The sequence below is a fragment of the Bradyrhizobium arachidis genome (genome assembly GCF_015291705.1).
GTDB lineage: Bacteria > Pseudomonadota > Alphaproteobacteria > Rhizobiales > Xanthobacteraceae > Bradyrhizobium > Bradyrhizobium arachidis.
Genome location: NZ_CP030050.1, coordinates 1,802,755 through 1,826,275 on the forward strand (window position 1 = coordinate 1,802,755; position 23,521 = coordinate 1,826,275).

General features: G+C 58.1%; 19 protein-coding genes and 2 pseudogenes. 13 read left to right on the plus strand and 8 right to left on the minus strand.

The genetic code is table 11. The annotated features are described in order from the left end of the window. The first annotated feature begins 814 nt into the window (after nucleotides 1-814). Nucleotides 815-1,087, plus strand: a complete 273-nt coding sequence (locus WN72_RS08715) for a zincin-like metallopeptidase domain-containing protein (protein ID WP_333930796.1) — start codon at nucleotides 815-817, stop codon at nucleotides 1,085-1,087. 761 nt (nucleotides 1,088-1,848) lie between these two features. Then, nucleotides 1,849-2,580, plus strand: coding sequence for a HipA N-terminal domain-containing protein (locus tag WN72_RS08720; protein ID WP_244554037.1), 732 nt, complete (start codon nucleotides 1,849-1,851; stop codon nucleotides 2,578-2,580). Here WN72_RS08720 and istB read toward each other — a convergent pair. Both istB and istA read right to left on the minus strand, forming a co-directional pair. Further along, a pseudogene (gene istB / locus WN72_RS08725) lies at nucleotides 2,550-3,173 on the minus strand (IS21-like element helper ATPase IstB); the annotation flags it as partial. The gene WN72_RS08720 and the pseudogene istB overlap by 31 nt on opposite strands. Next, nucleotides 3,173-4,472 (minus strand): annotated as a pseudogene (gene istA, locus WN72_RS47745) (IS21 family transposase). The pseudogenes istA and istB, both read right to left, overlap by 1 nt. A 464-nt stretch (nucleotides 4,473-4,936) precedes the next feature. On the opposite strand from istA, the gene WN72_RS08735 reads away from it, so the two are divergent. After that, nucleotides 4,937-5,203, plus strand: coding sequence for a DUF3551 domain-containing protein (locus WN72_RS08735; protein WP_084334829.1), 267 nt, complete (start codon nucleotides 4,937-4,939; stop codon nucleotides 5,201-5,203). A gap of 632 nt (nucleotides 5,204-5,835) precedes the next feature. Here WN72_RS08735 and WN72_RS08740 read toward each other — a convergent pair. The 6 genes from WN72_RS08740 to WN72_RS08765 all read right to left on the minus strand — a co-directional run bounded on the left by WN72_RS08740 (nucleotide 5,836) and on the right by WN72_RS08765 (nucleotide 12,273). Next, nucleotides 5,836-6,327: a hypothetical protein gene (locus tag WN72_RS08740; RefSeq protein ID WP_092220991.1), complete on the minus strand. Its 492-nt coding sequence runs from the start codon at nucleotides 6,325-6,327 to the stop codon at nucleotides 5,836-5,838. A 748-nt stretch (nucleotides 6,328-7,075) separates the two neighbouring features. Then, a complete protein-coding gene (locus WN72_RS08745) occupies nucleotides 7,076-7,627 on the minus strand; it encodes a transcriptional regulator, SarA/Rot family (RefSeq protein WP_092220988.1) in 552 nt (183 codons plus the stop codon). Between the two features lie 404 nt (nucleotides 7,628-8,031). Continuing rightward, nucleotides 8,032-8,475 carry an SET domain-containing protein gene (locus tag WN72_RS08750; RefSeq protein ID WP_092220985.1) on the minus strand — a complete coding sequence of 148 codons (444 nt, stop codon included), beginning with the start codon at nucleotides 8,473-8,475 and terminating at the stop codon, nucleotides 8,032-8,034. 192 nt (nucleotides 8,476-8,667) lie between these two features. Next, nucleotides 8,668-9,770, minus strand: a protein-coding gene (locus WN72_RS08755; protein ID WP_194483000.1) for an IS3 family transposase whose coding sequence is annotated in 2 segments (ribosomal slippage) — nucleotides 8,668-9,509 and nucleotides 9,509-9,770 — 1,104 coding nt in all. Because the reading frame shifts where the segments join, the coding sequence is not laid out codon by codon here. A 697-nt stretch (nucleotides 9,771-10,467) separates the two neighbouring features. Beyond that, nucleotides 10,468-11,586: a hypothetical protein gene (locus WN72_RS08760; RefSeq protein WP_092219801.1), complete on the minus strand. Its 1,119-nt coding sequence runs from the start codon at nucleotides 11,584-11,586 to the stop codon at nucleotides 10,468-10,470. 525 nt (nucleotides 11,587-12,111) lie between these two features. Next, nucleotides 12,112-12,273, minus strand: a complete 162-nt coding sequence (locus tag WN72_RS08765; RefSeq protein ID WP_194483001.1) for a hypothetical protein — start codon at nucleotides 12,271-12,273, stop codon at nucleotides 12,112-12,114. Between the two features lie 1,481 nt (nucleotides 12,274-13,754). On the opposite strand from WN72_RS08765, the gene WN72_RS08770 reads away from it, so the two are divergent. The 10 genes from WN72_RS08770 to WN72_RS08815 all read left to right on the plus strand — a co-directional run bounded on the left by WN72_RS08770 (nucleotide 13,755) and on the right by WN72_RS08815 (nucleotide 23,497). Next, nucleotides 13,755-13,946: a hypothetical protein gene (locus tag WN72_RS08770; protein WP_092219797.1), complete on the plus strand. Its 192-nt coding sequence runs from the start codon at nucleotides 13,755-13,757 to the stop codon at nucleotides 13,944-13,946. Nucleotides 13,947-14,154: 208 nt separating this feature from the next. Further along, nucleotides 14,155-14,625: a hypothetical protein gene (locus WN72_RS08775; protein ID WP_092219795.1), complete on the plus strand. Its 471-nt coding sequence runs from the start codon at nucleotides 14,155-14,157 to the stop codon at nucleotides 14,623-14,625. Between the two features lie 710 nt (nucleotides 14,626-15,335). Further along, nucleotides 15,336-15,677, plus strand: coding sequence for a hypothetical protein (locus WN72_RS08780; protein ID WP_092219791.1), 342 nt, complete (start codon nucleotides 15,336-15,338; stop codon nucleotides 15,675-15,677). A gap of 892 nt (nucleotides 15,678-16,569) precedes the next feature. Then, nucleotides 16,570-17,955: an extracellular solute-binding protein gene (locus WN72_RS08785; RefSeq protein ID WP_092219788.1), complete on the plus strand. Its 1,386-nt coding sequence runs from the start codon at nucleotides 16,570-16,572 to the stop codon at nucleotides 17,953-17,955. A gap of 70 nt (nucleotides 17,956-18,025) precedes the next feature. Beyond that, complete coding sequence (locus WN72_RS08790; protein WP_092219786.1) at nucleotides 18,026-18,988, plus strand: carbohydrate ABC transporter permease; 963 nt, start codon at nucleotides 18,026-18,028, stop codon at nucleotides 18,986-18,988. Between the two features lie 11 nt (nucleotides 18,989-18,999). Then, entirely contained in the window at nucleotides 19,000-19,860 is an 861-nt protein-coding gene (locus WN72_RS08795) for a carbohydrate ABC transporter permease (RefSeq protein ID WP_092219783.1), read from the plus strand. Beyond that, the gene (locus WN72_RS08800) at nucleotides 19,857-20,798 is read left to right on the plus strand and encodes a ribokinase (protein ID WP_092219781.1); all 942 of its coding nucleotides are present in this window, start codon (nucleotides 19,857-19,859) and stop codon (nucleotides 20,796-20,798) included. The genes WN72_RS08795 and WN72_RS08800 overlap by 4 nt, the downstream gene beginning before the upstream one ends. Further along, nucleotides 20,795-21,565, plus strand: coding sequence for an SDR family NAD(P)-dependent oxidoreductase (locus tag WN72_RS08805; RefSeq protein WP_092219779.1), 771 nt, complete (start codon nucleotides 20,795-20,797; stop codon nucleotides 21,563-21,565). Before WN72_RS08800 ends, WN72_RS08805 begins: the two co-directional genes overlap by 4 nt. Beyond that, complete coding sequence (locus tag WN72_RS08810) at nucleotides 21,558-22,385, plus strand: HAD-IIA family hydrolase (protein ID WP_092219776.1); 828 nt, start codon at nucleotides 21,558-21,560, stop codon at nucleotides 22,383-22,385. The genes WN72_RS08805 and WN72_RS08810 overlap by 8 nt, the downstream gene beginning before the upstream one ends. Continuing rightward, entirely contained in the window at nucleotides 22,385-23,497 is a 1,113-nt protein-coding gene (locus WN72_RS08815) for an ABC transporter ATP-binding protein (protein ID WP_092219773.1), read from the plus strand. Before WN72_RS08810 ends, WN72_RS08815 begins: the two co-directional genes overlap by 1 nt. Nucleotides 23,498-23,521 lie beyond the last annotated feature (24 nt).

The following is a 23,521-nucleotide window of genomic DNA, read 5'->3' on the forward strand; positions in this document are numbered from 1 at the left end:
GGCCGGGGCGTCGGCAAGCCCGTCTTTGCTCATTCTCCGCAGACTGTGGTATCTGCCTGGGGATGAATTCGAGCGATCAGCTACGCCTCAGTCTCGCCTATCTGTCTCGCTTTTCGTTATCCGCAGTCTCCCAGATTGAGGCTTGCTGGAATTCCACAAACGCACTGCGACAGTCGACCGATACACAGACTGCGACGAACATGGCAGTACAATATGCAGGCCGAGGTATGGGCGCGCGCAAAGCACCGAATTCGCAATTTGACGCACGGGAGACCCACCCTCTAGCGGGGGCGGAGTATCTAGGATGGTATGGTCCGCAACCGACAATATCTTACGGATCAGCAGCCTGAACCGTCCGGATAATCCTGAAGTCGTGACGGCTGAGGACCGAGAGCATGTCTGAGTGGTTGCAAGAATTTCTGTGGCAGATTGAGCCAGTATTGATAGCCCAGACGTACGATTGACCGACTGCGCAAAGGCCTGTCAGCTTGCGGTAAGCTATCACAGATACAAAGCCTTTTGGGGTTAACGGAATGTGGCAGGGACAGCGCTATTGCTCCAGATCGATCAGCGCCGAGTCAACTTTCCGCTAGTCTCAACGGCAGTGCGGATGTGGTAGGGGCTAGTTGGCCTGGTTTCAGCCCCCGGGTCGGTTAGGGCCGAGCCGCGCCCGCACTGTTTTACATCTCGCTCCAACCGATCGCGGTGGCCATCTAGACAAGCTTCGCAGGTACTCTGGCGAAAGTCGGTACACCACCTGAAAAGGTGAGGGCCACGTAATCCATTTCTGCCGCGACGCGCGCAATGAGTGGCGTTGGACACATACCGCGACGAGAGCCGCCTGAATCGCGAGTTCGGCCGCGATGAAGCCTATGCCATGGAAGAGTTGGTCGCAGAGCTTGGCGCGGCCTTCCTGTCCGCCGATCACGGCCTGAAACCGGAGGTGAGAGGATCACGCCTCCTATATCACCTCTTGGATCAAGGTGCTGAAGAACGAAAAACGCACGATCGTCAAGACCGCGTCCAATGCCCAACGGGCGCGGACTTTCTTTATCGGTTTCAGGCCAAAAATTCCGCCGCGGCCTGAGCCACGGCGCGCCTTTTTCTCCCTGAGACCGGCATCGCGAGTAAGGGGCGACTTTGAATATCGAAGTAGTTGTGCGCCTTATCCACGGGCCAGGGTTGTGGGTTCTGCTTGGCCGGAGAGGTGAATGACCGGAGCATGGTTGCTGCCACGCATCGAACGCGCAACGTCATCATCTTCTCAGACCCGCAAAAGCGGTGAAGAAGCCGCGCAAGTTATCGAGCGGCCAAAGGGCTGTTCATGCCGATTGATCCGACGCACATGAGCGCGGGCGGCTCACGACGCGAGAGGAGCCGCCATTCCCCGAGCACGGAGGCACCGAACAGGCTGGAACTTGCTGCAACCGGGAGCGGGGGCTGGTTAATGCGAGGTTATCTTCTTTTGTCGACAATCGATGACATTTTGAAACGTCGGCAAAAGGCGACATTCTGTTGTCAGAGACGGCGACTTAGACCAATGTGAGCGATGGCTGACATTTGCTTATCCTCACACCGGTCGCCGTCCGCGCCGTCATTCGCGACAGACGCGAACGTATCTCAAGCTTGACCAGGCGACACTGGCCAAGCGGATCGGCGTTAGTCGTCAATTAGGTATGAGGTTGAGCACGGTCATCCCCGCGCAGAACTCGGGCTAATCCTCCGCGTCCTCGATGCTCTCGGCATTAAGCTCGATGCAGACAGCAATCCCTCCGCGGGCCGCGGCGTCCCGAAAACCGCCGTCGATCTGGACGCCATCGTGGCGAAAGCCAAAAAAGGCAAGCCTTAATGGCCGAGCTCATTGCACTCTTGGACGGCAACGAAGTCGGCCGTGTCCGAAGTGATGCACGCGGCCGGCTGACCTTTGTCTATGACAATGCATGGCGCAACGCTGAGGGAGCCTATCCTCTCTCGCTTTCGATGCCGCTTGCCGCTGAGGAGCATGGTCCAGCCGCCATTCAGGCCTTCCTGTGGGGGCTGCTTCCCGACAATGAGCAGGTGCTCGAGCATTGGGCCAAGAAATTTCAGGTATCAGCGCGCAACGTGTTTGCTCTCATCTCGAACGTCGGTCAGGATTGCGCAGGCGCCGTTCAGTTTGTCACGCCCGATCGACTGGAGGCCCTGAAAACGGGCCGAGATGACAAGATCGAATGGCTTGACGAGCCGGAAATAGCAAACCGGCTTCAAGCCTTACGCGAGGATCATGCTGCCTGGCGTCTGCCCGGCGATACGGGTCAATTCAGCTTTGCGGGCGCCCAGCCGAAAACGGCTCTTGTCCTCAAAGACGGCAAATGGGGCATTCCGTCCGGCCGCATACCGACCACCCACACAGAAACCGCCGACAGGCCACTTCGATGGTCACGCCGAGAACGAGCATATCTGCCTGCAGCTCGCGCGAGCCGGGCTCCGGCCGCTGAAACCAAGGTGATGCGCTTCGAAAAGGAAATCGCAATCGCCGTTGAGCGCTACGACCGGCAAGTCAGTGGGAACGACGTGATTAGCATGGCGCCGGTTTCGTAGCGGCGGCTGACCAGCTGGAAGAACAGATGCGCAGCGTCGGGTTCCAGGGGCAGGTAGCCGAGTTCGTCGACGATCAGTCGTTTTGGCTTTGACAGCGCGAGCAGTTTCTCGTCCAGACGCCGCTCGCCGTGCGCCTTGGCAAGGCCCGCGACCAGCGTCGTTGCCGTGGTGAACTGCACCGTGTACCCGGCCAGGATCGCCTCTTGCCCGAGTGCAATCGACAGGTGCGTCTTGCCGACGCCTGTCGGACCGAGCAGCAGCACGTTCTCTCAGTTGGCGATCCAACGTGACGCGGCAAGATCGCGAATCTGCTTTGGGTCGATCGACGGCTGCGCCTCGAAGTCGAAGCCCGCCAGCTCCTTTACGGCCGGGAAGTGTGCGAGCTTTAGCGCCATCTCGATGCGGCGATGATCCTTGCGCGCGATCTCGCGCTCGCACAGTAGGATCCGCGTCTCACGCGCCGACAGGTTCGCGCGCGCCGCCTCGTCGAGCGAGTTGTCGAGCTGATCGCGGATGCCGGAGAGCTGCAATCTCGCCAGCATGGCGTCGAGCGGATCCGTCGTTGCTTCAATTATCTTCTTTGCCCGCGCCATCAGAAGCTCCCCCCGATCACGGCTTCGTATTCGGCAAGAGGACGCAACAACGAGGGCGGTGGAGACGATCCCGGCACCGCCGCCGCGATCTCCGCCCGGCGGACCGCACCATTGCGCCCAGCAACAGCATCGAGATGGGAGGAATCGATGATCCGCAGTCGGCGACCTTCCGCTTGCTTGTGGACCGCAACCTGATGCAATCCATGGCGGATCCGAACCTCGCCGGCTGCGACCGTCACCACCAAGCGCTCGCCGATCAGCCGCCAGGGCACCGAGTAACTGTTGGTGTCGATCTCGACGGCGCAATCGTGGCCGACAACGCGGGTCAGTTCGCGCAACGATCCGAACGACGGCTGGCCGCCGAGCGGTTTCAACCGGTGTGCCTCGTCTCGTGCGAAGCGAGCCATCGACGCCTCGCCGGTCGTGCCGTGGATACGAACGTTCGCAACCTCACGCTCCCACCTGTCGAGATGCGCCTCGAAAGCCTCCCAGCTCTGGAAGGAATGACCCCAATCGCATTCTTCTTCACGTAGCCAACGCCGCTGTCTTGCCCTTCGTGCGCCCGATAGGGCGCGCAGGCGCGAGGACGGAAGCCCAATGTTTTGCAAACGCGATAAGCTTGTCGTTGAACTGAACCGATCGGCTCACCGCGTCGTGGCGAACCACGAGCGCCCGAGGATTGTCCATCAGCACTTCCTCCGGCACACCGCCGAAGGTCGTGAATGTGCTCTCGAGCCCGGCGAACCAATGTTCCTGCCTCTCGGCCCGGAACGCACGCACATGGAGCCGTCGCGAGTGTCCGAGCGTTGCCACGAACACGAATGCCTTGACTTTCGCCCCTCCGATCTCGACCAGGCGCTCCCCGAAGTTGATCTGCAGCTGTCGGCCCGGCGGCGTCTCAAACCGCGTCGTCGCCAGCGCCTCCGCCTTCAGCGCCTGGCGATAGGGCTGCACGGCACGTTGCAGCGTACGCCGGCTGACTGTCACGCCTTTCTCGGCCAACAGGTCCTGGCGCACCGCGTCGGCATTGCCGCGATGCCGATTGAGCCTCTCGCGCAGCCAACCCTCAAGGCCGTCGAGACGCTTCGGCCGCTCGGGCGACTTGAACGGCTTCACCCCGCCCGCCGCCACGTAGTCCTTCACCGTGTGATGGCTGCAGCCCGGTTGCCGCGCAATCCGCTTCAGGCCCCATCCGCACGCCCTCAGGCGCAACATCTCCGCCACGTCATCCGGCGTCTTCATCACTTGCCCCCGTGGATCACTCCACAGCGAGCCTTCAGTGATTCGTTCCCGCTTCATTCACTCTCTCCTCAGCTATCCGAGGAGGGGGCAATTCCTCGTGACGCTGAGGGGGCAGTTTTCCATGGCGCGCGACACTCTAGAGCGCGCACATCGTTTAAAGAGCATCGGCAAGGACGAATGTAAGGCTGGTACATTTTGCCTGCTACGCGAGCCAGCATAAACATGCCGAAGCGCGCCCATAATAATCTTTCTGCCCAGGCAAGTAGCAGGAAATCTGCGCCAAGGCCTGACCGACGTTCGAGAATCTTCTAACCCGCGGGGCCGTACGGTTGGCCGTCTTATTGCTTGCGCTTTAGTGGAGCCCATGGTGCCGCTAAACTTCGCTCGCGCCCCAGGCACCGATCACACTGAATCCACTTCCGGAGCTAGCCCGCGGAGTGACCCGGCAATCTTGACTAAGATCAAAGGACGCAATTCAGATCCTTTATCCTCTGGTGAACTTAACGGAGGCAAGAGGTCTCATGCGCTACCTTATCCTTGTCGCAGTGCTCGCACTTCCCATCCTCGTCGGCTCAGGATCGCGTTCGATCGCTGGTTCGCGGGCTCATTCGTACACGCCACCGGTACGCCAGGATGTTTATTGTCTGCAGGGACGCAGTTGGGGATATCCGGGCAATTGCCAGTTCTCGACCTATGGCCAGTGCATGGCTACCGCATCAGGTACATACGCCTATTGCGGCATCAATCCGACTTACGCTTTCGAGCGGCAAGGAAGACAATCGCGCTGAATGTGAACCAGATTTGCTGGTACGGCAAGCGGCGGGTTTGGCTCCTGTTGCCGTTCGTTCACCTATTCTGGGCTGGAACGCCTTTTCTCGGCTGCCGGCCAAGCCCCGCGGATCCCCAAAGCCCTGTGCTTCTCCGCCACAGACAATGAGGAGTATAACATCCGTTCGAAGCGGTGGCTGAGCGGAGATTCATCAAGACAGCCCTCCAAGACGCCGAAAAGTCAGGCGATATGTCTTAACATCAGTGGGCCGGCTGCGGCTCTCGATTTGGGCGGGCCGCCGTAAGCAGATCGGCAACGGTCGCTGTGCGCTGAGCGCGGCCCACTGCTCTGATTGGCTGCCCGAGTATGGATGCTCTCGGCCGCTAGGCGCCAATTCCCTGCAGAAATCCGGCGCTTGAGCCTTTGCAATGGCCGCTATCCTGCTTGTTGCGCTGCTATATCGCCACATGCCACTAAGGTGATCGGCCATTGGTTGGATCACTGTATTTTGCTGTCGCGGCGGTGCCCTTTTGGGGAGCCTCTCGGTGGCCGTTCTACTCTCTTTAGAAGTTGCCGTTCCAATCCTCGCGCTGCCTGGTCTCACTTAATTTCATTCCGGATCGGCGCTCGACGCGGTATTTCCTGCTATTTTCAGTCTTGCGTCGGCCCGAAGTCGCTCGCCAGGAATTGGTCGTGCGTCCATTGCTTCAGCGCATCGTCGTTGAGTACCGAGTTGACCAAGGCATTCCAATTCTCACCAGCCTGCCTCCATTTCATTTTTCGGTCGGGAATGTTCCGGAGCAATCGAAATGCCGTCGTTGCGATCTTGCTTGCCTCTTTCCCTTCAGCAGCCTCGCGGATCACTTCTTTGAACAATTGCTCGGGAAAGGTCCACCCCGCGCCCGTGAAGCGGTCGGCAAACATGTATTCGAACGAGGCGCGAAACACGACCGCCGCTAACGCGTCCTCATGTTCCGAGCCCGCGCTGCGAAGGTCGAACCATTGCAGCAGTCTTCGAACGGCTGCAGCAGGCGAAAATTGGCAATCCCCCAGCGTGAGAGATACGAACATATACGCGATGTCTGTTTGAAGTTCGTCGTCCAGGGACACGTACCAACGTTTGACTGCTTCAATAGGGGTCATGTGAAATTGCTATAAAAATGCAAGAACAGGATGCGCTCGATCCGGCGCGCTTGTTAACGTAGTGCCATGGCTCTCAAATACGCCCGACTATCCGTAGAGGCCTAGTTATCTAAAAATCCCTGCTTCTCTGCTGTAAGAGATCGAGGATGATACTGCCGCAATTCGATCCCACGTCGCGGTCGGCTGCAAAACAAAGCGTTCTTATCGGAAGAGACGCATCGAGCAACCATGTACGGTGCTGCCACCTCCAAAATGAAGGCATCTCGATCAGTTGTCCTCACATTCGACGGCGAAGTCATATTCCGATTAGTCCAAGTTGCGGCCGAGAACGAGGCGACGAGCTGTCGAGAATAGCGGATAGCGCTCTGGGGCGCCCTCGTAGAACACCGCGCCTCCAAGCAAAGCATTGGCCAAATGCAGCAGAGTTATCGCTTATCGTCGGCGCACCGAGCAAGATGCAGAGACGATTGCTAGAGTCGAGGCAAATCGCTACGTCGCAGAGCGTTAGGTCCGAAGGCTCCGACGGCGCAGTGTGCATCGCTCGGGTGCGACCTGATCCGAAGTAGCAACAGCCGGAGCTTCTGAGGGCGTATTGCTCCTTCAGCATGCTGTCGCCGTAGCTTGGAGGAATTTGATCATTCGGCGCCGGCTCGAGCTGTTGCAGAGCAGCAGCGTAAATCCAAGCTCCCGATCCAGAATTTGGGTGCGCTCGCAGGGAGTAGGCTCACAGTCTCAAGTTGTTGACCCGTTAAGCGTCCCGCAGCTGCTGCTCTCTTGAAGGTTCTTGCATCTTTAACGCGGCGTGCAGGCGCGCCTTTTCCAGTCGTTGCCTGACTCCGCTAAGGCAACTAGCCAGCTTGGCAAATTCCGCAATATCGAGATAACCAGAAACAAACTCATCGAGTTCCTCCTGCTGAGCCGCGATGCTCGCAAGTCCTCTGCGAGCACTGTCTGTTAGCGACAGGTGGACGATTCGTGCATCGTTCGCGCAGCGCTCGCGTCGCACGAATCGCTTATCCTCAAGCTGTTTCGAATGCTTCGTAATGAAGGCCGACTCAACCTTCATTAACTTTGCAACCACGTTGACCGGAACACCGTCGCCGTGTTCCAAGTCGATCAATGCCATCAAGATCATCATTTGTGGTGCAGCAATGCCCAGCGCATGCGCCTGGAAAGACCGAAGGTCATCCAAACACACATTAATGGCTCTGATCTCCCACGTGAATCGCCTGAGCACATCCTGACTCGCGGCAAGGCTCTTCCCCAGCCGTCTTTTCAATCCTGTCAGCTTGGACGGCATCAGATTTCAGAGAGCCTCGATCCTAAAACTATTCGGGGCGAGCAGAGCGCAGTTGGGGGGACTACTATGCGCCTACTTCGAAGCGTCGAATCTCGGGTCAATAAGCAATCACATCAACTCGCTTCCGTGCCAACCTTTTTTGCAGACACGTCCGGTGCCGTAGCTGACTAGGTGCAAAGCAGCTTCACACACTCGGCCCGGTGAAATCACTTAAAAAACAAGTTTCACATGCAGAGTTGCGGCGTCATTAACTGCTTTTTCACGCGATTACAGCGTGTAACGCCCTGAACGTCGCGAGTCCGGCCCAAAAGCGACGCTGCTCGGCCGCGCGATTGGACGGCGAGCATTTTTAAGTTGTCGAGAGCTGCTCACCGAATCACTAGAACAACGCGTACGCCGCATGATCAACCTGTCGGAGCCGGCTCCAAGCTTTGAAAGCAGGAGCTGGAGATCGGCAATAACTCCTTGTTCCACGATAAGTCACAGCCTGGGTCGAAGGACAAGTAATCGCAAGTCAGTTCTTCACCGGGTTGTACGTCGCGGGCTGTGAGAATTCTGCAATGATCGTCTTGATATGTGTTTGGATGACTGCTGTGATTCATGAAGCGAGCGTTGTCAGCATTATACTCTATGACACCGTCATTAACCTTGTGGTCTCTCGGATAGGCATGCTTATCAAGTAGAGCTTGAAATGTTGGAGCTAGAGCTTCGTATTGTTCGCGCGTCACCGCAATGTCAACGATCGGGTTGTGAATCCAAAGTAATGAGCCTTTAGGCAAACGAGTCGCGGAGAAAAGTCCAATCCCGCCAAACTGGTCCGGCTTCAAAATAGTTTCAACAATCAACATCGAGGAAATCTCCAAAGTCACTAACAGCCAGCAAGCTAACTGACGTGAGCCGCGAAATCTCCTCCACGAATCGGTAGGGTCGTCTCTCCGCTGCAGCGAGGCCGAACTTTGGACCATTCAGAACTAGAGTTTTTCGCCGTGTGCAGCGAGGCCGAACTTTGGACCATTCAGAACTAGAGTTTTTCGCCGTGATCACGTTGGCGAGCTGGATGCGCCGACGTGGTTTTGCAGCAAAATCGGCGGTCGATTGCCGATCGCGCCATGGGGCCGCTCTTCATTGTAGTATCTGCGCCAAGTCTCCACCTTTTGCTGGGCGTCCGCAAGGGACAGGAACCAGTGGGCGTTGAGGCATTCGGCCCTGAAGCGGCCGTTGAAGGCCTCAATGAACGCGTTGTCGGTTGGCTTACCGGGCCGCGAGAAGTCCAGGGTGACACCGCGCTGGTAGGCCCAGAGGTCAAGATCGCGGGACACGAACTCGCTGCCTTGATCGACGCGGATCGTTGCCGGGAATCCCACTTCCTTGCAGGCCCTTTCCAGCACCTCCACAACATCGGTGCCGCGGAAGGTGAACCGTGGCGCCAGCGCCGGCGAGAAGCGGGAGAAGGTATCGACAATCGTGAGCACGCGCAGCTTGTGTCCGGTCGCCAACTGGTCATGGACGAAGTCCATCGCCCAGGTCTCGTTCGATCGCGTCGCCGGCCTGCGATCATCGCGCAGCTTGGCCTTGACCCGGCGCTTGGGCGTTTTGCTGCGTAATTGCAGGCCCAATTCGCGATAGATGCGCCGCGTCTTGTTCTGGCCATGGCGCCAGCCTTCACGACGCAGCAGGACGTGAACACGACGATAACCGTAGCGAATACGAACATGGCAGATCTCCTTGATCTTCTGTTCGAGGGCAGCCTGGCCAGGGCGACGGGACTTGTAGTGGTAGGTCGAGCGGTCAAATTCGAGAGCGTCACAGGCCCGGCGGATCGAGACCTGCCATTCGCTGCGGACCGCGTCGACCAGCATGCGCTTCCGACCAGGCTTCATAGCTTTCGGCGGATCACGCCCTGCAGCATCTCCTTGTCGAGCGACAGGTCCGCGACCAGCTTCTTCAGCTTGCCGTTCTCCTCCTCGAGCTGCTTCAGCCGACGCATCTCGGTCGGCAACAGCCCGTCATACTTCTTCTTCCAATTGAAGTAGGTCGCCTGGCTGATCCCGGCCTTACGGCAGATCTCCGCCACCGCGACCCCGTCGTTGCCCTGTTTCAGGATGAACGCCTTCTGGGCGTCTGAAAACTTCGAGGCCTTCATGGTCCATCGCTCCTCCCAGCCGAAGGGTTCGGCAGCGAGAACTCTAGCCAAAAATGGTCCAGTTTGCCGGCCTCAGATCACCAAGCCTTCATCACAATTCAAAGTTCCTCGGGATTCTTTTCGGCTGCATGCTCCGGACCGCCTTCTGCGGCACCGACATCTTGGTGATGCTGGAAGGAGCTGTAGGTCGGTGGGATTCCGGCAAAGATCCGCTCCGATCAAGGAGGCGAGTGATCGTGACCTGTGGACTCTCAGCGCGGCGGCACGCCGGACCTTCTCGGGGCCCTGCAAGCCGCGACAACGCCTTTCATCAAGGCTTTAAAAGCGGGGGCCGAATGCGCAATCCCCGTTTGTTCCTGTGCCTTGCCGCAAAGAAAGTCGAGACACGGGCAGACATTATCGCGACGAGCGGCCCCCGAGGGAGCGAGTCGCCTCCGAGTTTTCTGCACCATCACCTCGCCGTAACCAGCCCGCCAAACGTGATCACACTCTTCATAAACAAAAGGGGCCATGGCTGTTCGGCTCAACAAGGAGCCGCTGAGCCACGGTGCCCGCAGGTTCATCGGGGCCGGCAGTCCTTATCCGCATCGCCCAGAAGCTCACTAAGCTCGCAAGAGTCGCTGAAGCAAGCTATCGTCCATCAACAAGTCTGCTACCTGTCTGGACTGGCCCCTCATGTAGCGACTGTCCCTGGTGTCTACAGCTGTGGATGGTGGATGAGCCGAACGTCGTTGGGGCCTTCCGGCCCCAACAGCGCCGTGTAACGCTCGCCGCGAATGTCGTATTGCTTCATCGGCTGCGCTGCGTCCGGCAAGAGGCCCCAGCGGCCGAGCTTCGAGATCATCGTGATTGGGGCGGGTTGTGTGCCGTGCGAAAAGCCCTGAGGAACGGCGAATGATGCGGCGTAAATCTCGCGGGCCGCCACCGGCGTCGTCTCAGTTCTGGCGGACGCCGGAGCGGCTTGCTCCATCGTCTGTGCAAGCAGTGCTGGCGACGGCCGATTCGCCGCTTGTGCGCTCGGCTGCGGAATGATTTCCCGTCGAGATCCGAAATGAATGGGTGCGCCTGACAGATTCAGTGGAGAGCCGCCCCTCATCGCCGCCGCGGGCACGAACAGCGCCGTGAAGCGGTCGTTATGAACTATGAAAGGAGCGGGTGGCGTGTCCTGGCTCGGCGGGACGCTGCTACCCTCATGCGCGCCTGACGTGCGTTGGTCATCCTGCCGCGAGTTGAAGGAACGAACGGCCACTCCTGAATCCACGGCGTCGTCATGACGCTCATTTGGCTCCAGAGACGACGATGAGCCGGCGTTTTCCAGCATCGCCCACAGCTGATCCTGAGCGTAGTCTTCCGCAGGAAGGATCAACGGACCGCTGGCCCGAAACGGTGTGCCGGCCTCTTCAATCAACCCGCGAGCGGCTGAATTGCTAGGCTCGCTGGCCTGATGCTCAATGGCATAGGCTTGCGTCTCGCTAAATGTCCTCTGTCTCTTAGCAGGCCTCAACTGGCCGGTGTAATCCTCACCCATCAGGACAACGGCATCCTCGCATCCGGTCACTGCGTGTTCGGGATGAGAACCGTCGGCCCTCTGGTGCTCAAGTCCTGAGGTCTCAGCGAGTCTAAAGCCTTCTTCCGACAGATGAGGAGGGTAGGGATCAGCAGAAACAGGATCCTCTGCGATCGCAGAGGTACCAACTTGCGGCACTTCAGCCAAGTACGGCTCAAAATCCGGTTGCTGCTGTTGCGCTTGTTGCACCGCGGCGTTGTAAGCAGCGAACTCTGGGTCGAATCGGTTGATGGTGTTAAATGGATCCATGGCCGCCCTCGGTTCGAGTGTTTCGCTCTCGCTCTATTAGGACCAGCTGTCGACAAGCTGACGCACTCAGAGAGTTCGGTGAGCCAAATAGGCCTGCCCGATCGCCACACTTCGGTCGAAAAACACGCAAGATGCCGGATTGCGCTTTAAGTGGCACGCCATGCGGCATTTCGCGGCGTCCTGCTGGATCGAGGCCGACCTGAACTAAAAACAGTTCAATCCCTTCTGCCAGCACCATCCACACTATTGGATGCATTGATTTTCTTGAAATTTCGGTCCTGAGTGCCACGCAGACCAGTGGTTTCCCTGAAGCGTCGCATGGATAAGGGTGCCCGATCTTCCGTCCCCCAATTTCGTTGTCGCGTCCCCCACAAAGCTAGTCGATCAGTTACGCGGGAAGAGACTGTTGCTGCACTTGTCGCGGCCACCTGAGCCCGCGTGCATCAAGATCGTAATCATCGGTGCAGACGTCGCCGACTTCGGCCCGCGCTTTCCCAACTGCAAGCGCGTCGAGATCAGATATATTCACTCGACCTCGTGGTACTCGGCCCGGTCGAAATCCGAGCCGAACAGCGCTGCTGCTGCGTCGTAGAGGGCGACGGTATTGACGGTTGACTGCATGGCGTACCAGGTGCGCAATGCCTCGATCGCCGATCCATGGGCTAGCAACTGTCGCAAGGGGGGCAATCGAGCACCTCCAGCTTGGGCGCCTCCCGCTTCGTGCCGCTCTCGAGGATATTCCGGTCGATTGTCATTTCTCTGCCTTCGCCGTCCTAGTTGGTCCGGGAGATTCTATGCGCTCGCTGCCAGCCTGCCAGTCTGCGCCATGTTGGCGGATCATTTCGCGATGGGACCGTTTGATGAAGGCGCGCTCGGCGCAAAAGCCGGCGGTGATTGACGCGGCTAGCGCTAGGCCGCAGGCGACGTAGTCATCTAGCAAACTCCAAATTATGTTACTGCCGGCGACGACGACAAAAGTGAGTACCATGACGGTATTGCGAAATGCTTTAACCATGCTTATTTGTCCCTACCCATCGGCGAGCGATGTTAACATCGCAACCAGGACGTTCTGCGGCGTTTGAGCGGCATGATCCGTTGTATTTCTGCTAGATCAGCTTGTGGTTGCGCGCGATGTGGCGCGCGGCTAGACGGCACTCAGCGGTGCGCCAGTTCGCGCGCGGGGATCCTTCGCTGGCTTTAACGGCACGATGGTCCCACGTAGCCGCAGGCCAGACGAACGACTCGAAAGAAGTGGTGGGCGACACGGGATGTGATTGCCCGGCACGAGGTCTGTCGGGCCGAAGCAGCAACAGCAGCTCAGAGCAATCCACTGCAATTGCTGTTGGGGCAGTGGCCTTCAGCGGCGACGTTGGCCGTGTCTTGGTAAGTCCGTGGGAGAACCGGTTGCCCACCGACATGTTAGGAGGGCCGCATGGTATGAGAGAAGCTTCGTCAATGACAATGCCTCAGGACGGGAGCGGAATTGAACAAAACTTCCAGCTAATTTGCTGAAATCCTGCAATGTGAGGCTGCTCACCAAACGATCATAGCGCGCGAGTCGCGCTAATATCGTGAGAGCGATGATGTTGTCGTCCAGCGCTTAGCAGTGATATCGAGGCGCGAACGCGGCGCGCGCGTCCAAAGTTCCCTTGAGTCATCAAGGCCGGTGATGATGCGCGAGCAACGAATCCCATTCCGAATTTTATATGACGGCGAGTGCTTCATCTGCTCTCGAACTGTGACTGGAGTCAGAAAGTTGCGTCAGACGGTTGCTGTCCCTGGGTTTGGCGTCGAGGTGGACTTGTCCGTTTATAGTGAAAACAACGCTCATCCAATCTCGAGCATGGAGAGCGCGGCGATCGTTATCGCCATCCAGATGGTCGCGCGCGGCAGCCGTGCTCGTGTTGCGCGGCGCCGCGCCGCCCCAGGCGCATAGTTGTCTTTTGCCATGCTCGGAAAGTTCGATGAGTTGCCCCGCTGCGCTCCCAGCCGATGACCGCGCATTTGACAACATGACGACGTAAGGGTGCTTGGAGGGGGCTCGGACGACCAATGCGGTCGCTTGGAATTCATTCTATACGAAACGTACAAAGGACGTGCTGCTGCGAGGTTGATAACACGCTACCCCGGTCGAAATGAGCGCCGAATCTCTTGCGCGAGCGGCGATCATGTACACCGAAGTGGTGCCGGCTCTGAAAAAGCGCGCCGGCAGCGAAGATCTTTCCATCTCCCTCACTCAATTCTGGACACTGCCGGACATCTCGGCCCGAGCCGTCCTCTCGGAGAGCTATCGCAACGCCTTCGGGATCAGCGTCTATTGGCGGCCGCCTCGCTCTATGGTGGGGGCGCCAAGTTTCTGATTCTCGATGATGTCACATCGAGCTTTGATTCCGGGCACCAGTTCCATCTGATGAACGTGATCAAAGGACAATTTGCGCGCCTGGGGTCCCAGGTGGTCCTCAGGTCATCCTGCGTAGCCATGACACAGTCCTGGAGAAGCTTTTCAACACGAATGCGAACGAGGGCGGTTGGTGGCATCAGTGCATTCAGGGCACCACGCGAACATCGGTGCTTCCGCAGTCCGGCGTAATCCACAAGATTCGCGACACGACTCACGCCTTTCTCGATACCGGAAACACCGACGATGCCGCGCCTCGGATCAGGCAGTACTTCGAGTTCAAACTCGAGGAGGTCATCTCGAGGGTCGGCATTCCCGTGCCCATCGGCATTGCCTTCAATGACGACAAGCAAATGGCAAAAAACCTTATAGACGCCATCAAGGCAGCCGTCGACCTCCATGACGCGGCCGGGCGCCTGGTCCTGGAGCCTGCCCAGCTCGCCGGCCTCCCCACTTCGGTGGCGACGATCGTGAGCAACTACCTCTCGCATTGGTCTACGGGGCAGGCCCACGCCTTCACGGCGCCATCACTTAAAGGGGTAATGCAGGCGATCGAGAATTTCGCGGGTTGCTTTCAATTCGAGCATCCAGCAGGCTCGGGTCAACACCGCTACTATAAATCTCTTAGCCAAAAGCTTTGAGCGCGGTGTAACGCTTCGAGCTCTGCCGATCATCAAGATTGAAGCGCTTGTGTCCTCATTCGGAAGAGGAGCCCTCCGCTAGGGATATAGGAGCAAACAGCCGCAGGTACTGGCGGCATCGGGTACTGCAAAACTGAAGCTCGTGACAGACCGGCTCGCGATTGAGCAAGTCGCAGGGCTAATGACGATATGCGCGGCGCTGATGGCGGCGATGACCGCGGCGTTGGAAAGCTGAGCGGGCTCGTCAAGGCATCACCCCCGGCATCCAATGGCTGACGATCGGGACGTTTTCCAGAAGAGTTTTAAGGGCTTGCTAGAGCAAGCCCTTAGGGCGGACGACTGGGCTGAAGACCAAGCTCAGACCCTTCCGGCGCAGATCCTCCAAAACTCCATCCCGGAGGTCGCCGACTTCATGCTGAAGCAGCCGAAGAAAGAACGCGCCACGCATGCTGCGCGAACCCAAGGAGTCCGATGCCGCGTCCGAGCGGGAGCCCTCGAAACGGTGAAAAAGAGAGCTTTTCCAAAGCGCAGGCAAAGCCGAAGACGAGGAAGGAAGCGAGAACCGCGGCGCCAAAGAGGAAGAGCAAATAGCCGCTGCTATGCTCGCGCACTAGCCTGAAGTTCAGTCTCGGTCTGCTTTAGAAACTCGATAGCACCCGCAGTGTCAGAGGCACGCCGGCACTGAAACAGTTGATTGCCACGAGAGTGGAGTGCAGTCCGTCTTCAGTGAAGAAAGCCAGGCAATAAGCCAGCGCAGCCGACGCGTGCTCAATATCATGCAAGTCTTCGCTGGTAAAACGCCGCGCTTTCCATCGGAGCGCCGCATGCAACCTAGTATGAATGTGCAGCGCGCGAAGCTGTTGCAGGATTTGCGGACGCTTCTCGAACACGATGAAAAGCAGATTTACCCAATCGTTCCAGAATGTTTGAACGCGTCGGGGGCTCTCGCTCTGGCTGACGACATCGCCCATCACGTTCATGCCGATATCGGCGCCAAGCTCAACGGTGCCCTTAAGCTTGGTCTCCAGGCTTGGGCGAAGCTTTTCAATTAATCCGCGTTTTGCTTTCCGCCCTCGTTCAATCCAGAAACGGTAAAATCAAGGGCGATCAGGCGGCGACTTTCCTCGGATCATACGCATGGTCTCTTCCAGCGGCATATCCACACGGGTCGAAGGACGCCTTCTGCAGAGCAAGCTCGGTTGCAGCATCGGCGCCCGTGTTGGTCGGATGAAAAAATCCAATAGTGAATGCGATCCTTGACCAAACCAGATGATGCAACGGATGCAAATCGTCGCAGCCGTCTGCGCCGTGCACAAAGTGGAAGACCTCGTCCCCCGAGGCGCATGCGGAGATCGAGAAGCGAAACGCGACCACTTAGCGCATCGACCACGCGTGCAATATCGAGACGAGCAGCCGCATCACCATTCTTTAGAAATTCGAGGGAAGGTGCTGTCGCTGATTGGGCAACCCCATCGTCCTGCATGAGCAGTTGCTTCGAGGAAAGTAAGTCAGACACTTCCCACGCTGCGGGAGGGACGCCTATCGCACCGCCGTTCGGTCAGTCGCGAGACAGATCGTCGGTGCGATGGGAGATTGCGAAAGGTTGCGTCAATGTGTCGTTATTTGCAGCGAGTTGTCGTCTGTCGAGAACAAGTTCGCCGCGTCTGTCGAGCGGTGGAATCAGTAGAGCATTTGGACCAGCTACTGATGAAAAAGCGCGAGCAGTGGCGGGGATCGGCCCTTCTTTGCGGGGTGGCTCGCGGGGTCTGAACATGCGCCTGCATTGATCATGTGATGCTGCTTTCTTGAGTTACCCAATGTTACCCAACTTCGATCTGAATGGGTGCACATGGGCGGAAAATGACGGTTAGCGTTTCCAACACTCGCGGCCCTGGAAGAGCAGGGCACGTGAATTTGCAGGCCAAAGAGCCAGAGGAGGGACTAATGACAAGGACGCTAGCCGCTTTGGGCGGCCATTCGGCTCATTTTGTCAAAACCGCTCTGATTTGCTCAACTCTCTTGGCCGGTGCGGCCACATCTTTCGACCAGGCCGAAGCGCAGGAAATCAACTGGCGCCAGTTCGAGGGCTCTTCGATCGTGTGGGCTTACGACATCCATCCGTATGCTGACGCCGTTGCAGCACAGCTGCCTGAGTTCGAGAATTTGACAGGCATCAAGGTGACACCCGAGCTTTATCCGGACGACGCCTACTGGAATAAGCTGACAATCCAGCTGAGCACGAAGTCGGCCTCGTGGGACGTCGTCGGCACGGGGATTCAGCCGGCTTGGGATCTCGCGCCCGGTCAACTACTCGAGCCCCTCGACCGCTATCTGAACAACCCAAAGCTCACCTCGGCAAGCTATGACTACAAGGACTTCTTCCCCGCATTGCGTGACGCGCTGACGTGGCAAGTCAATGGCGGGCAAATCGAAGCGGGCGGGGGTCAGGTGTGGGCTATCCCGCACGGGTTCGAAAACATCCAATTATTCTATCGTAAGGACATTCTGGACAAGCACGGTATCAAGGTTCCGACAACCCCGCCTGAAATGTCCGCGGCTTGCGAGAAGCTGAAATCTGCGGATCCGGCGATCACACCTCTGGGCGTGCGGGGGGTCCGCTTTTGGAGCAGCATCCACACGGCCGCCATCTCGATTGCCAAGTCTTACGGTGTGCACGACTTCGTCGTCAAGGACGGCAAATTAGAAACTGGTCTCGATTCGCCCGAGTCCGTCGCCTTCCACCAGGACTATGTGGAGATGATCAAGAAGTGCGCTGCTCAATCCTTTGCCAATGACAACTGGTATCAGGTGGTCGATGGCATCAATTCGGGTCGGACAGCGATGGCGATCGATTCCAACATGTTCGGGTTCTGGAACGATGTCGCCGGCAAGCCCGCTTCGGGCAAGATCGCATTCGCTCCCCCTCTGCGAGCTCCGAACGGCAAGAATTTTGAATCGAACATCTGGATCTGGTCCCTGGCCATGAATGCGGCCTCTCAAAAAAAGGGAGCAGCCTGGCTGTTCATCCAGTGGGCGACGTCAAAGCAGGTCGAGCTCAAGGGTGCCGTCGCAGGGAAGCTCGTCAACTCTCCGCGCGCCTCGACCTGGAGCGACAAGGTTTGGCTCGACTACGCGACTAAACCGGAATTCACGAACTTCGTGGATACCTTCAAAATCGTGCAGGACAGGGCTGCATTGGCCTTTACGCCGCGCGCAGGATTTGCCGAGGCAATGAACGCCTGGGCAGTCGCCATGCAGAAAATGGTCAACGGCGCGGACGTGAAGGCGACTTTGACCGACCTCGCCTCCGAGATCCGCTCCTCCATGTAAGGCGGTTGAGGGGGCGGCATAAGGGGTTTGCCGCCCCCACCAGGCCCGAGTATCCTTTGAGAAGTGAGCGATGGACCTTCAAGGCATCGACGCAATCGTGACGCTACAATCATCGGTCGACCAGCTGTCCTCGTCCAAAAACGAGCAGGTGCAAAAGGCCGAGCAGAATGCTCTTGACTGGTGGAGCCTTGCTGCGATTGCCCCCGCAATCATCATCCTGCTTGGATTTCTTTTTCTGTTTTCCTATGGGGTCTTTCAATCACTCACCGATCTCAAGCTTGGCCGTCCCGTGGTTCGCTTCATTGGATTCACCAACTATGAAGTGGCAATCAAGACCCAAGATTTCTGGAACAGCGTGCGGGCGACTATGGCGTATGCCTGCTCCGCCGTGCTCGCCGAAGCGTTCTTTGGGCTTGCGCTCGCCAAATTGTTCGCAAGTGGGGTGTTCCTTGCCCGGCTGATGCGGCCGGTCATTCTCCTTCCCCTGGTTCTGCCGCCAATGAGCGTCGCCTTGATGTGGACCACAATGATGGATCCGCAGATTGGGATCCTGAACTATTTGCTTTCGCTCGTTGGGATCGGACGGTTCGCATGGATTTCGGATGCCAGCACGGCGATGTTCTCACTGTTACTCATCGACATATGGACTTACACGCCATTCTTTGCGCTCATCATCTTCGCCGGGTTGCAGGGCATCAACGATGAGGTCAGAGAAGCCGCGCGGGTCAATGGCGCGCGGGGTTGGGCAACGTTCCTCCATATCGAGCTTCCGCTCATCGCGCCGTACATCCTGATCGCCGCGGTATTTCGGCTGATCGAATCGCTCAACCAGTTTGACATCATCTTCGGAACAACCCAGGGCGGGCCGGGTGACAGTACTTCCGTGCTCTCGGTTCGCGCCTACATCACGGCCTTTCAAAATCTCGCCTTCGGGCGTGGTGCCGCGCTCATGGTTGTCAATTGGATGATCGTGCTTCTCGGAACCTTTGCCATGGTGAGATTGTGGCGGTTGGTCCGTCAGCGCGTAAGCTAGAGGGGGCTGACATGCGTTTTAATCGCTCAACGCCTGCAAGCTTGTTCCTTAATCTGCTGATTGTTGCTTGTACGCTGATCCTGACATTTCCGCTGGTCTGGATCGTGATGATGTCGGTGAAGCAGCAGGCCGAGGTCATGACCTGGCCGCCGCGCTTTATCTTCACTCCAACATTTGAAAACTTCCGCGTTTTGTTCGATGCCGCCCACGCCGGGGCGACAAGCTATGGCACTATCAAGGTTGATTTCTTGACCCCGATCACGAATAGCGTCGTCATCTCGCTTTGTGCGGTGCTCGTATCGCTCGTTGCCGGGGTACCGGCAGGCTACGTCCTGGCGAGGCGTGATATCCCTATGAAGGAGGACATCGCATTCTTCATTCTGGGCTTCCGCTTCGCGCCGGCTCTCCTTGTCGTCATACCGCTGTTCAGCGTGTTTCAGACAATCGGCCTTTATGACACCTATTGCGGTATGATCTGGGTCTATCAAGTCGTCACGCTGCCAATGATCATTTGGCTGAGCCGTTCATATATCGAGGACATCCCAAAGGACGTTGAGGAGGCGGCCGCCATGGATGGCGCAAAGCCATTCCGGGTTGTCTGGCACATCGTTCTTCCGCTTCTAAAGCCCGGCTTGATAGGCGCCTCTTTGCTTATCTTCTTGCTCGCGTGGCACAACTTCGCGCTCGGCCTGATCCTCAGTTCGACGAAAGCACCAGTCACGGTCGCCCTGCTCAAGCTGCTCAATCCCGGCGTTCAGTTCTATCCGGTGATGGCTGCGGGTCTGGTGGTGACCATGATTGTGCCGGTCGTCCTGATCATCCTTGGCCAGCGTCATCTCGAACGTGGTCTTACCTTCGGAGCCGTGAAATGAGCCCCAGACCATTGATGTTCTTCGGAACGACCAATCTCGACCTCTGCTTCAACGTCGAGCGGCTTCCAACGCCGGGTGAAAGCCTGATGGGAAGCTTAAAGCGGAATGCGGGAGGCAAGGGCGCCAATCAGGCGGTCGCCGCAGCTCGATTGGGCCTTCGGCCGAGCTTCTACACCCGGCTTGGCGATGACGACGCCGGTCGATCCTTGCTGCAAGCGCTGCGTGAGGCAGGTGTCCGTCTCGATGCCATAGCGGTGTGCCCAGGGGAGATATCGGGTTCTGCTCTCGTCCTTGTCGGTGACGACGCCTCCAACATCATTGTCATAGACCCGGGAGCCAATGCAAATGTCACACCAAGCATGGTCGAAAAGGCGGCCGAATTCATTGAGCGGGACGCAATCGTCGTTGCCGAGATGGGCATGCCCGTCCCCGCGCTCAATCACCTGTTTGCAATGAAGAGCAGCAAAGGATTCGATCTCATTTTCAATCCGGCGCCCGTGAGGGCGGGCCTGTCGGCGGCGGCATGGAGGAGTGTCGATTTCGTCACTCCAAACCAGACGGAATCTTTCGAGCTCACCGGTGTCGAGGTGCACGACCTCGACAGCGCAGCTCATGCGGCCGGAAAGCTTCTCGATCTCGGGCCAAGAGCTGCCCTGATCACGCTTGGTGGGCAGGGGGCCTACTACGCCGATGCCAGCGCGTCTTTTGCGCTGAGGGCATTTCCTGTGAAGGTCGTTGATACAACCGCGGCGGGCGATGCCTTTAATGGAGCCTTCGCAGCCTCTCTTGCCCACCGGTTGCCGATACGAGAAGCGATCAAAAAGGCGCTCGCGGTTGCCGCCTTATGCGTGACGCGACGCGGGGCCCAGAGCTCGATGCCCAGCAGTGGGGCCGTCGACGAGTTTCTGAATTCTCAAACGATGTTGGAGTTGGAATGACTGAACAGTTCTCAGTTGCAGACAGGACCGTGCTCGTGACCGGTGCGGGCGGGGGCATTGGCTCAGCCATTGCCAATGCTTTCCGTCAGGGCGGTGCGAACGTCCTGGCAACCGACGTAAATGTGGAAATTCTCCGGAACATTCTGACGCGCTTGCCGCACGGCAATGGCATTCTGCCCATGAGCATGGACGTGTCTCGAGAAGATGATGTCGGCAGGGTGCTTGATGAGATCGCCAAGCGCTTCGGCAGGCTCGATGTCCTGATCAACAACGCTGGAATAAAATCGGCCCAGCCGCTTCTGACCGGCAATGCCGATAGAATCGAAAAGACCATACAGATCAATTCCGTCGCGGTGCTTCGCTGTGCCAAGCAAGCGATCGAGCGCTTCATGAAGAGCAAGGGCGGCCGCATCGTCAATGTCGGGTCCTCATTGTCATCTCAAGGCGCGGTTTTCAACTACCAGGCAGGCGGCGCTGATTATTGCTTGTCAAAGGCGATCGTACACGACGTGACAAAGTTGCTCGCCTATGAATGTGCTCCGCTCAAGATCAACGTCAACGCGATTGCACCCGGGATCATCGATACACCCATGCACGGGCGTCCGCGGGAGGAGACCGAAGTGCGCCACAGTGGCCGAATTCCGCTGGGCCGGGTCGGATTGCCGGAAGATATCGCAGGCCTCGCGGTGTTCCTGGCCAGCCCCGCTGCCTCCTACATGACCGGGCAGGTCGTCCATGTGAATGGCGGGATGCTGATGCATGGATAGCACCGGCTCAAACGTGAACTGGCCGCCAATAGAAGGGATCATCTCGGACCTGGATGGCGTTGTCTATCGTGGCAGCACCGCAATCGTGGATGCGATAGAAGCATTTACGCGATGGCAGGAAGCCGGCGTGCCGTTCTGTTTTGTGACGAACAATTCCACGCATACCCCTGAGGACGTCGTCCGCAAGCTGAGAGGATTTGGTCTTCCGATCGCGGCGTCAGAGGTCGTGACAAGTGCTATCACCGCCGCAGAACTCATTCGAACGAACTATCCGCAGTTGACGCGAATCTATGTCATCGGCGCTCCCTCGCTTGTCACAGCCATGCGCGATGTTGGACTGGAGGTCACTGACCGAACGCCTGAAGCCGTTGTGATGGGACTTGACCGGGATATCACGCACGAGAAGATGCGAATTGCCGTTGAAGCGATCCTGAATGGCGCCGTCTTCATCGGAACCAATCCCGATCTTCTGCTGCCGACGGCCAGCGGGTTCGAGCCTGGGGCTGGTGCGACCATTGCAGCTGTGGCAGCGGCTACGCAAGTGCAGCCCTCGATCGTTGGGAAGCCGCAAGTGCCGATGATCGAGACAGCGCTCTCACGCCTTGGTACGAACCGCGGTTCGACCATTATGATCGGAGACCAAGTATCTACGGATATTCAAGCCGGGAAGAGGGCGGGTCTTGCCACGGTGCTTGTCAGAACCGGCGTGCCGATGCCTCAGGATCCCTCCTTGATGGCCCCGGACTTCATCGTATCGAGCTTGCGCGAAATTGAGGTAAGTGCTGCTCACGCGGCCGAGGCGCGACAGAGGATGGCATAATGGCCAACGTTCGCCTGGAGAGCATCAAGAAGGCCTATGGGACCATCGAGATCCTGCGTAATATCGATCTGACCATCGATCACGGCGAATTTGTCGTCTTCGTTGGTCCGTCCGGGTCAGGCAAATCCACGCTTCTGCGCATGATTGGCGGACTCGAGCCCATCAGCGGCGGGCGGCTCTTCATCGACCATGAGCTCGTCAACGACATCGATGCGGCCGATCGCAACCTCGGCATGGTCTTTCAGAGTTACGCTCTCTATCCGCATATGACGGTGAGAGAGAACCTGGCCTTTCCCCTGCGCATGGCCAAAGCCTCGAAAGCCGAGATCGCGGCCAAGTTAGCCAAAATAGCGTCGCTATTGCAGATCGACCATCTATTGGATCGCAAGCCTCGACAGCTTTCAGGCGGGCAACGCCAGCGCGTCGCAATCGGGCGCGCCATCATGCGAGAACCAAAAGTGTTCCTGTTCGATGAGCCCCTGTCCAACCTCGACACCGAGTTGCGCGTGCAAATGCGGGTTCAGATTGCCAAGCTCCACAAGCAGCTCGGAAATACCATGATCTATGTGACACATGACCAGGTCGAGGCGATGACCATGGCCGACAAGATCGTCGTCCTCAAGGACGGCAACATCGAACAGGTTGGCAGCCCCCACGATCTATATCACAATCCGGCCTCTCGCTTTGTGGCAGGATTCATCGGCTCGCCGAAGATGAACTTCCTGGGCGGCAAGGTCGTGGCAGCTCACGAGCAAGGCCTGCACGTCCGACTGGAGGCTGGTTCTACAATCTCCGTTCCGGTCCAGCCGGACCAAATGCTAGTTGGCAAGCCGGTCACTGTCGGAATCCGCCCGGATGACTTCTGCTCGCCGGCACCCGAGCAGCAGGAGATCTCCATTGGACTTGAGGTCGATTTCGTTGAGCATCTCGGAAGTGTCACGTACATCTACGGTAACGTTGGAGACGAAACGGTCGTCGCCAGGGCACCAAAATCCGGCTCGCGCAAAGGCGCCGGAAAGCTTACCCTCACCGCCGCTCCAGCCGATTGCCACTTGTTCATGAGCAATGGAAAGGCGGTTCGGCGGTTGCAAGTGCCTGCGACTTGGAGCTAGTCTTGACGTTGAGCCGTGCGATGA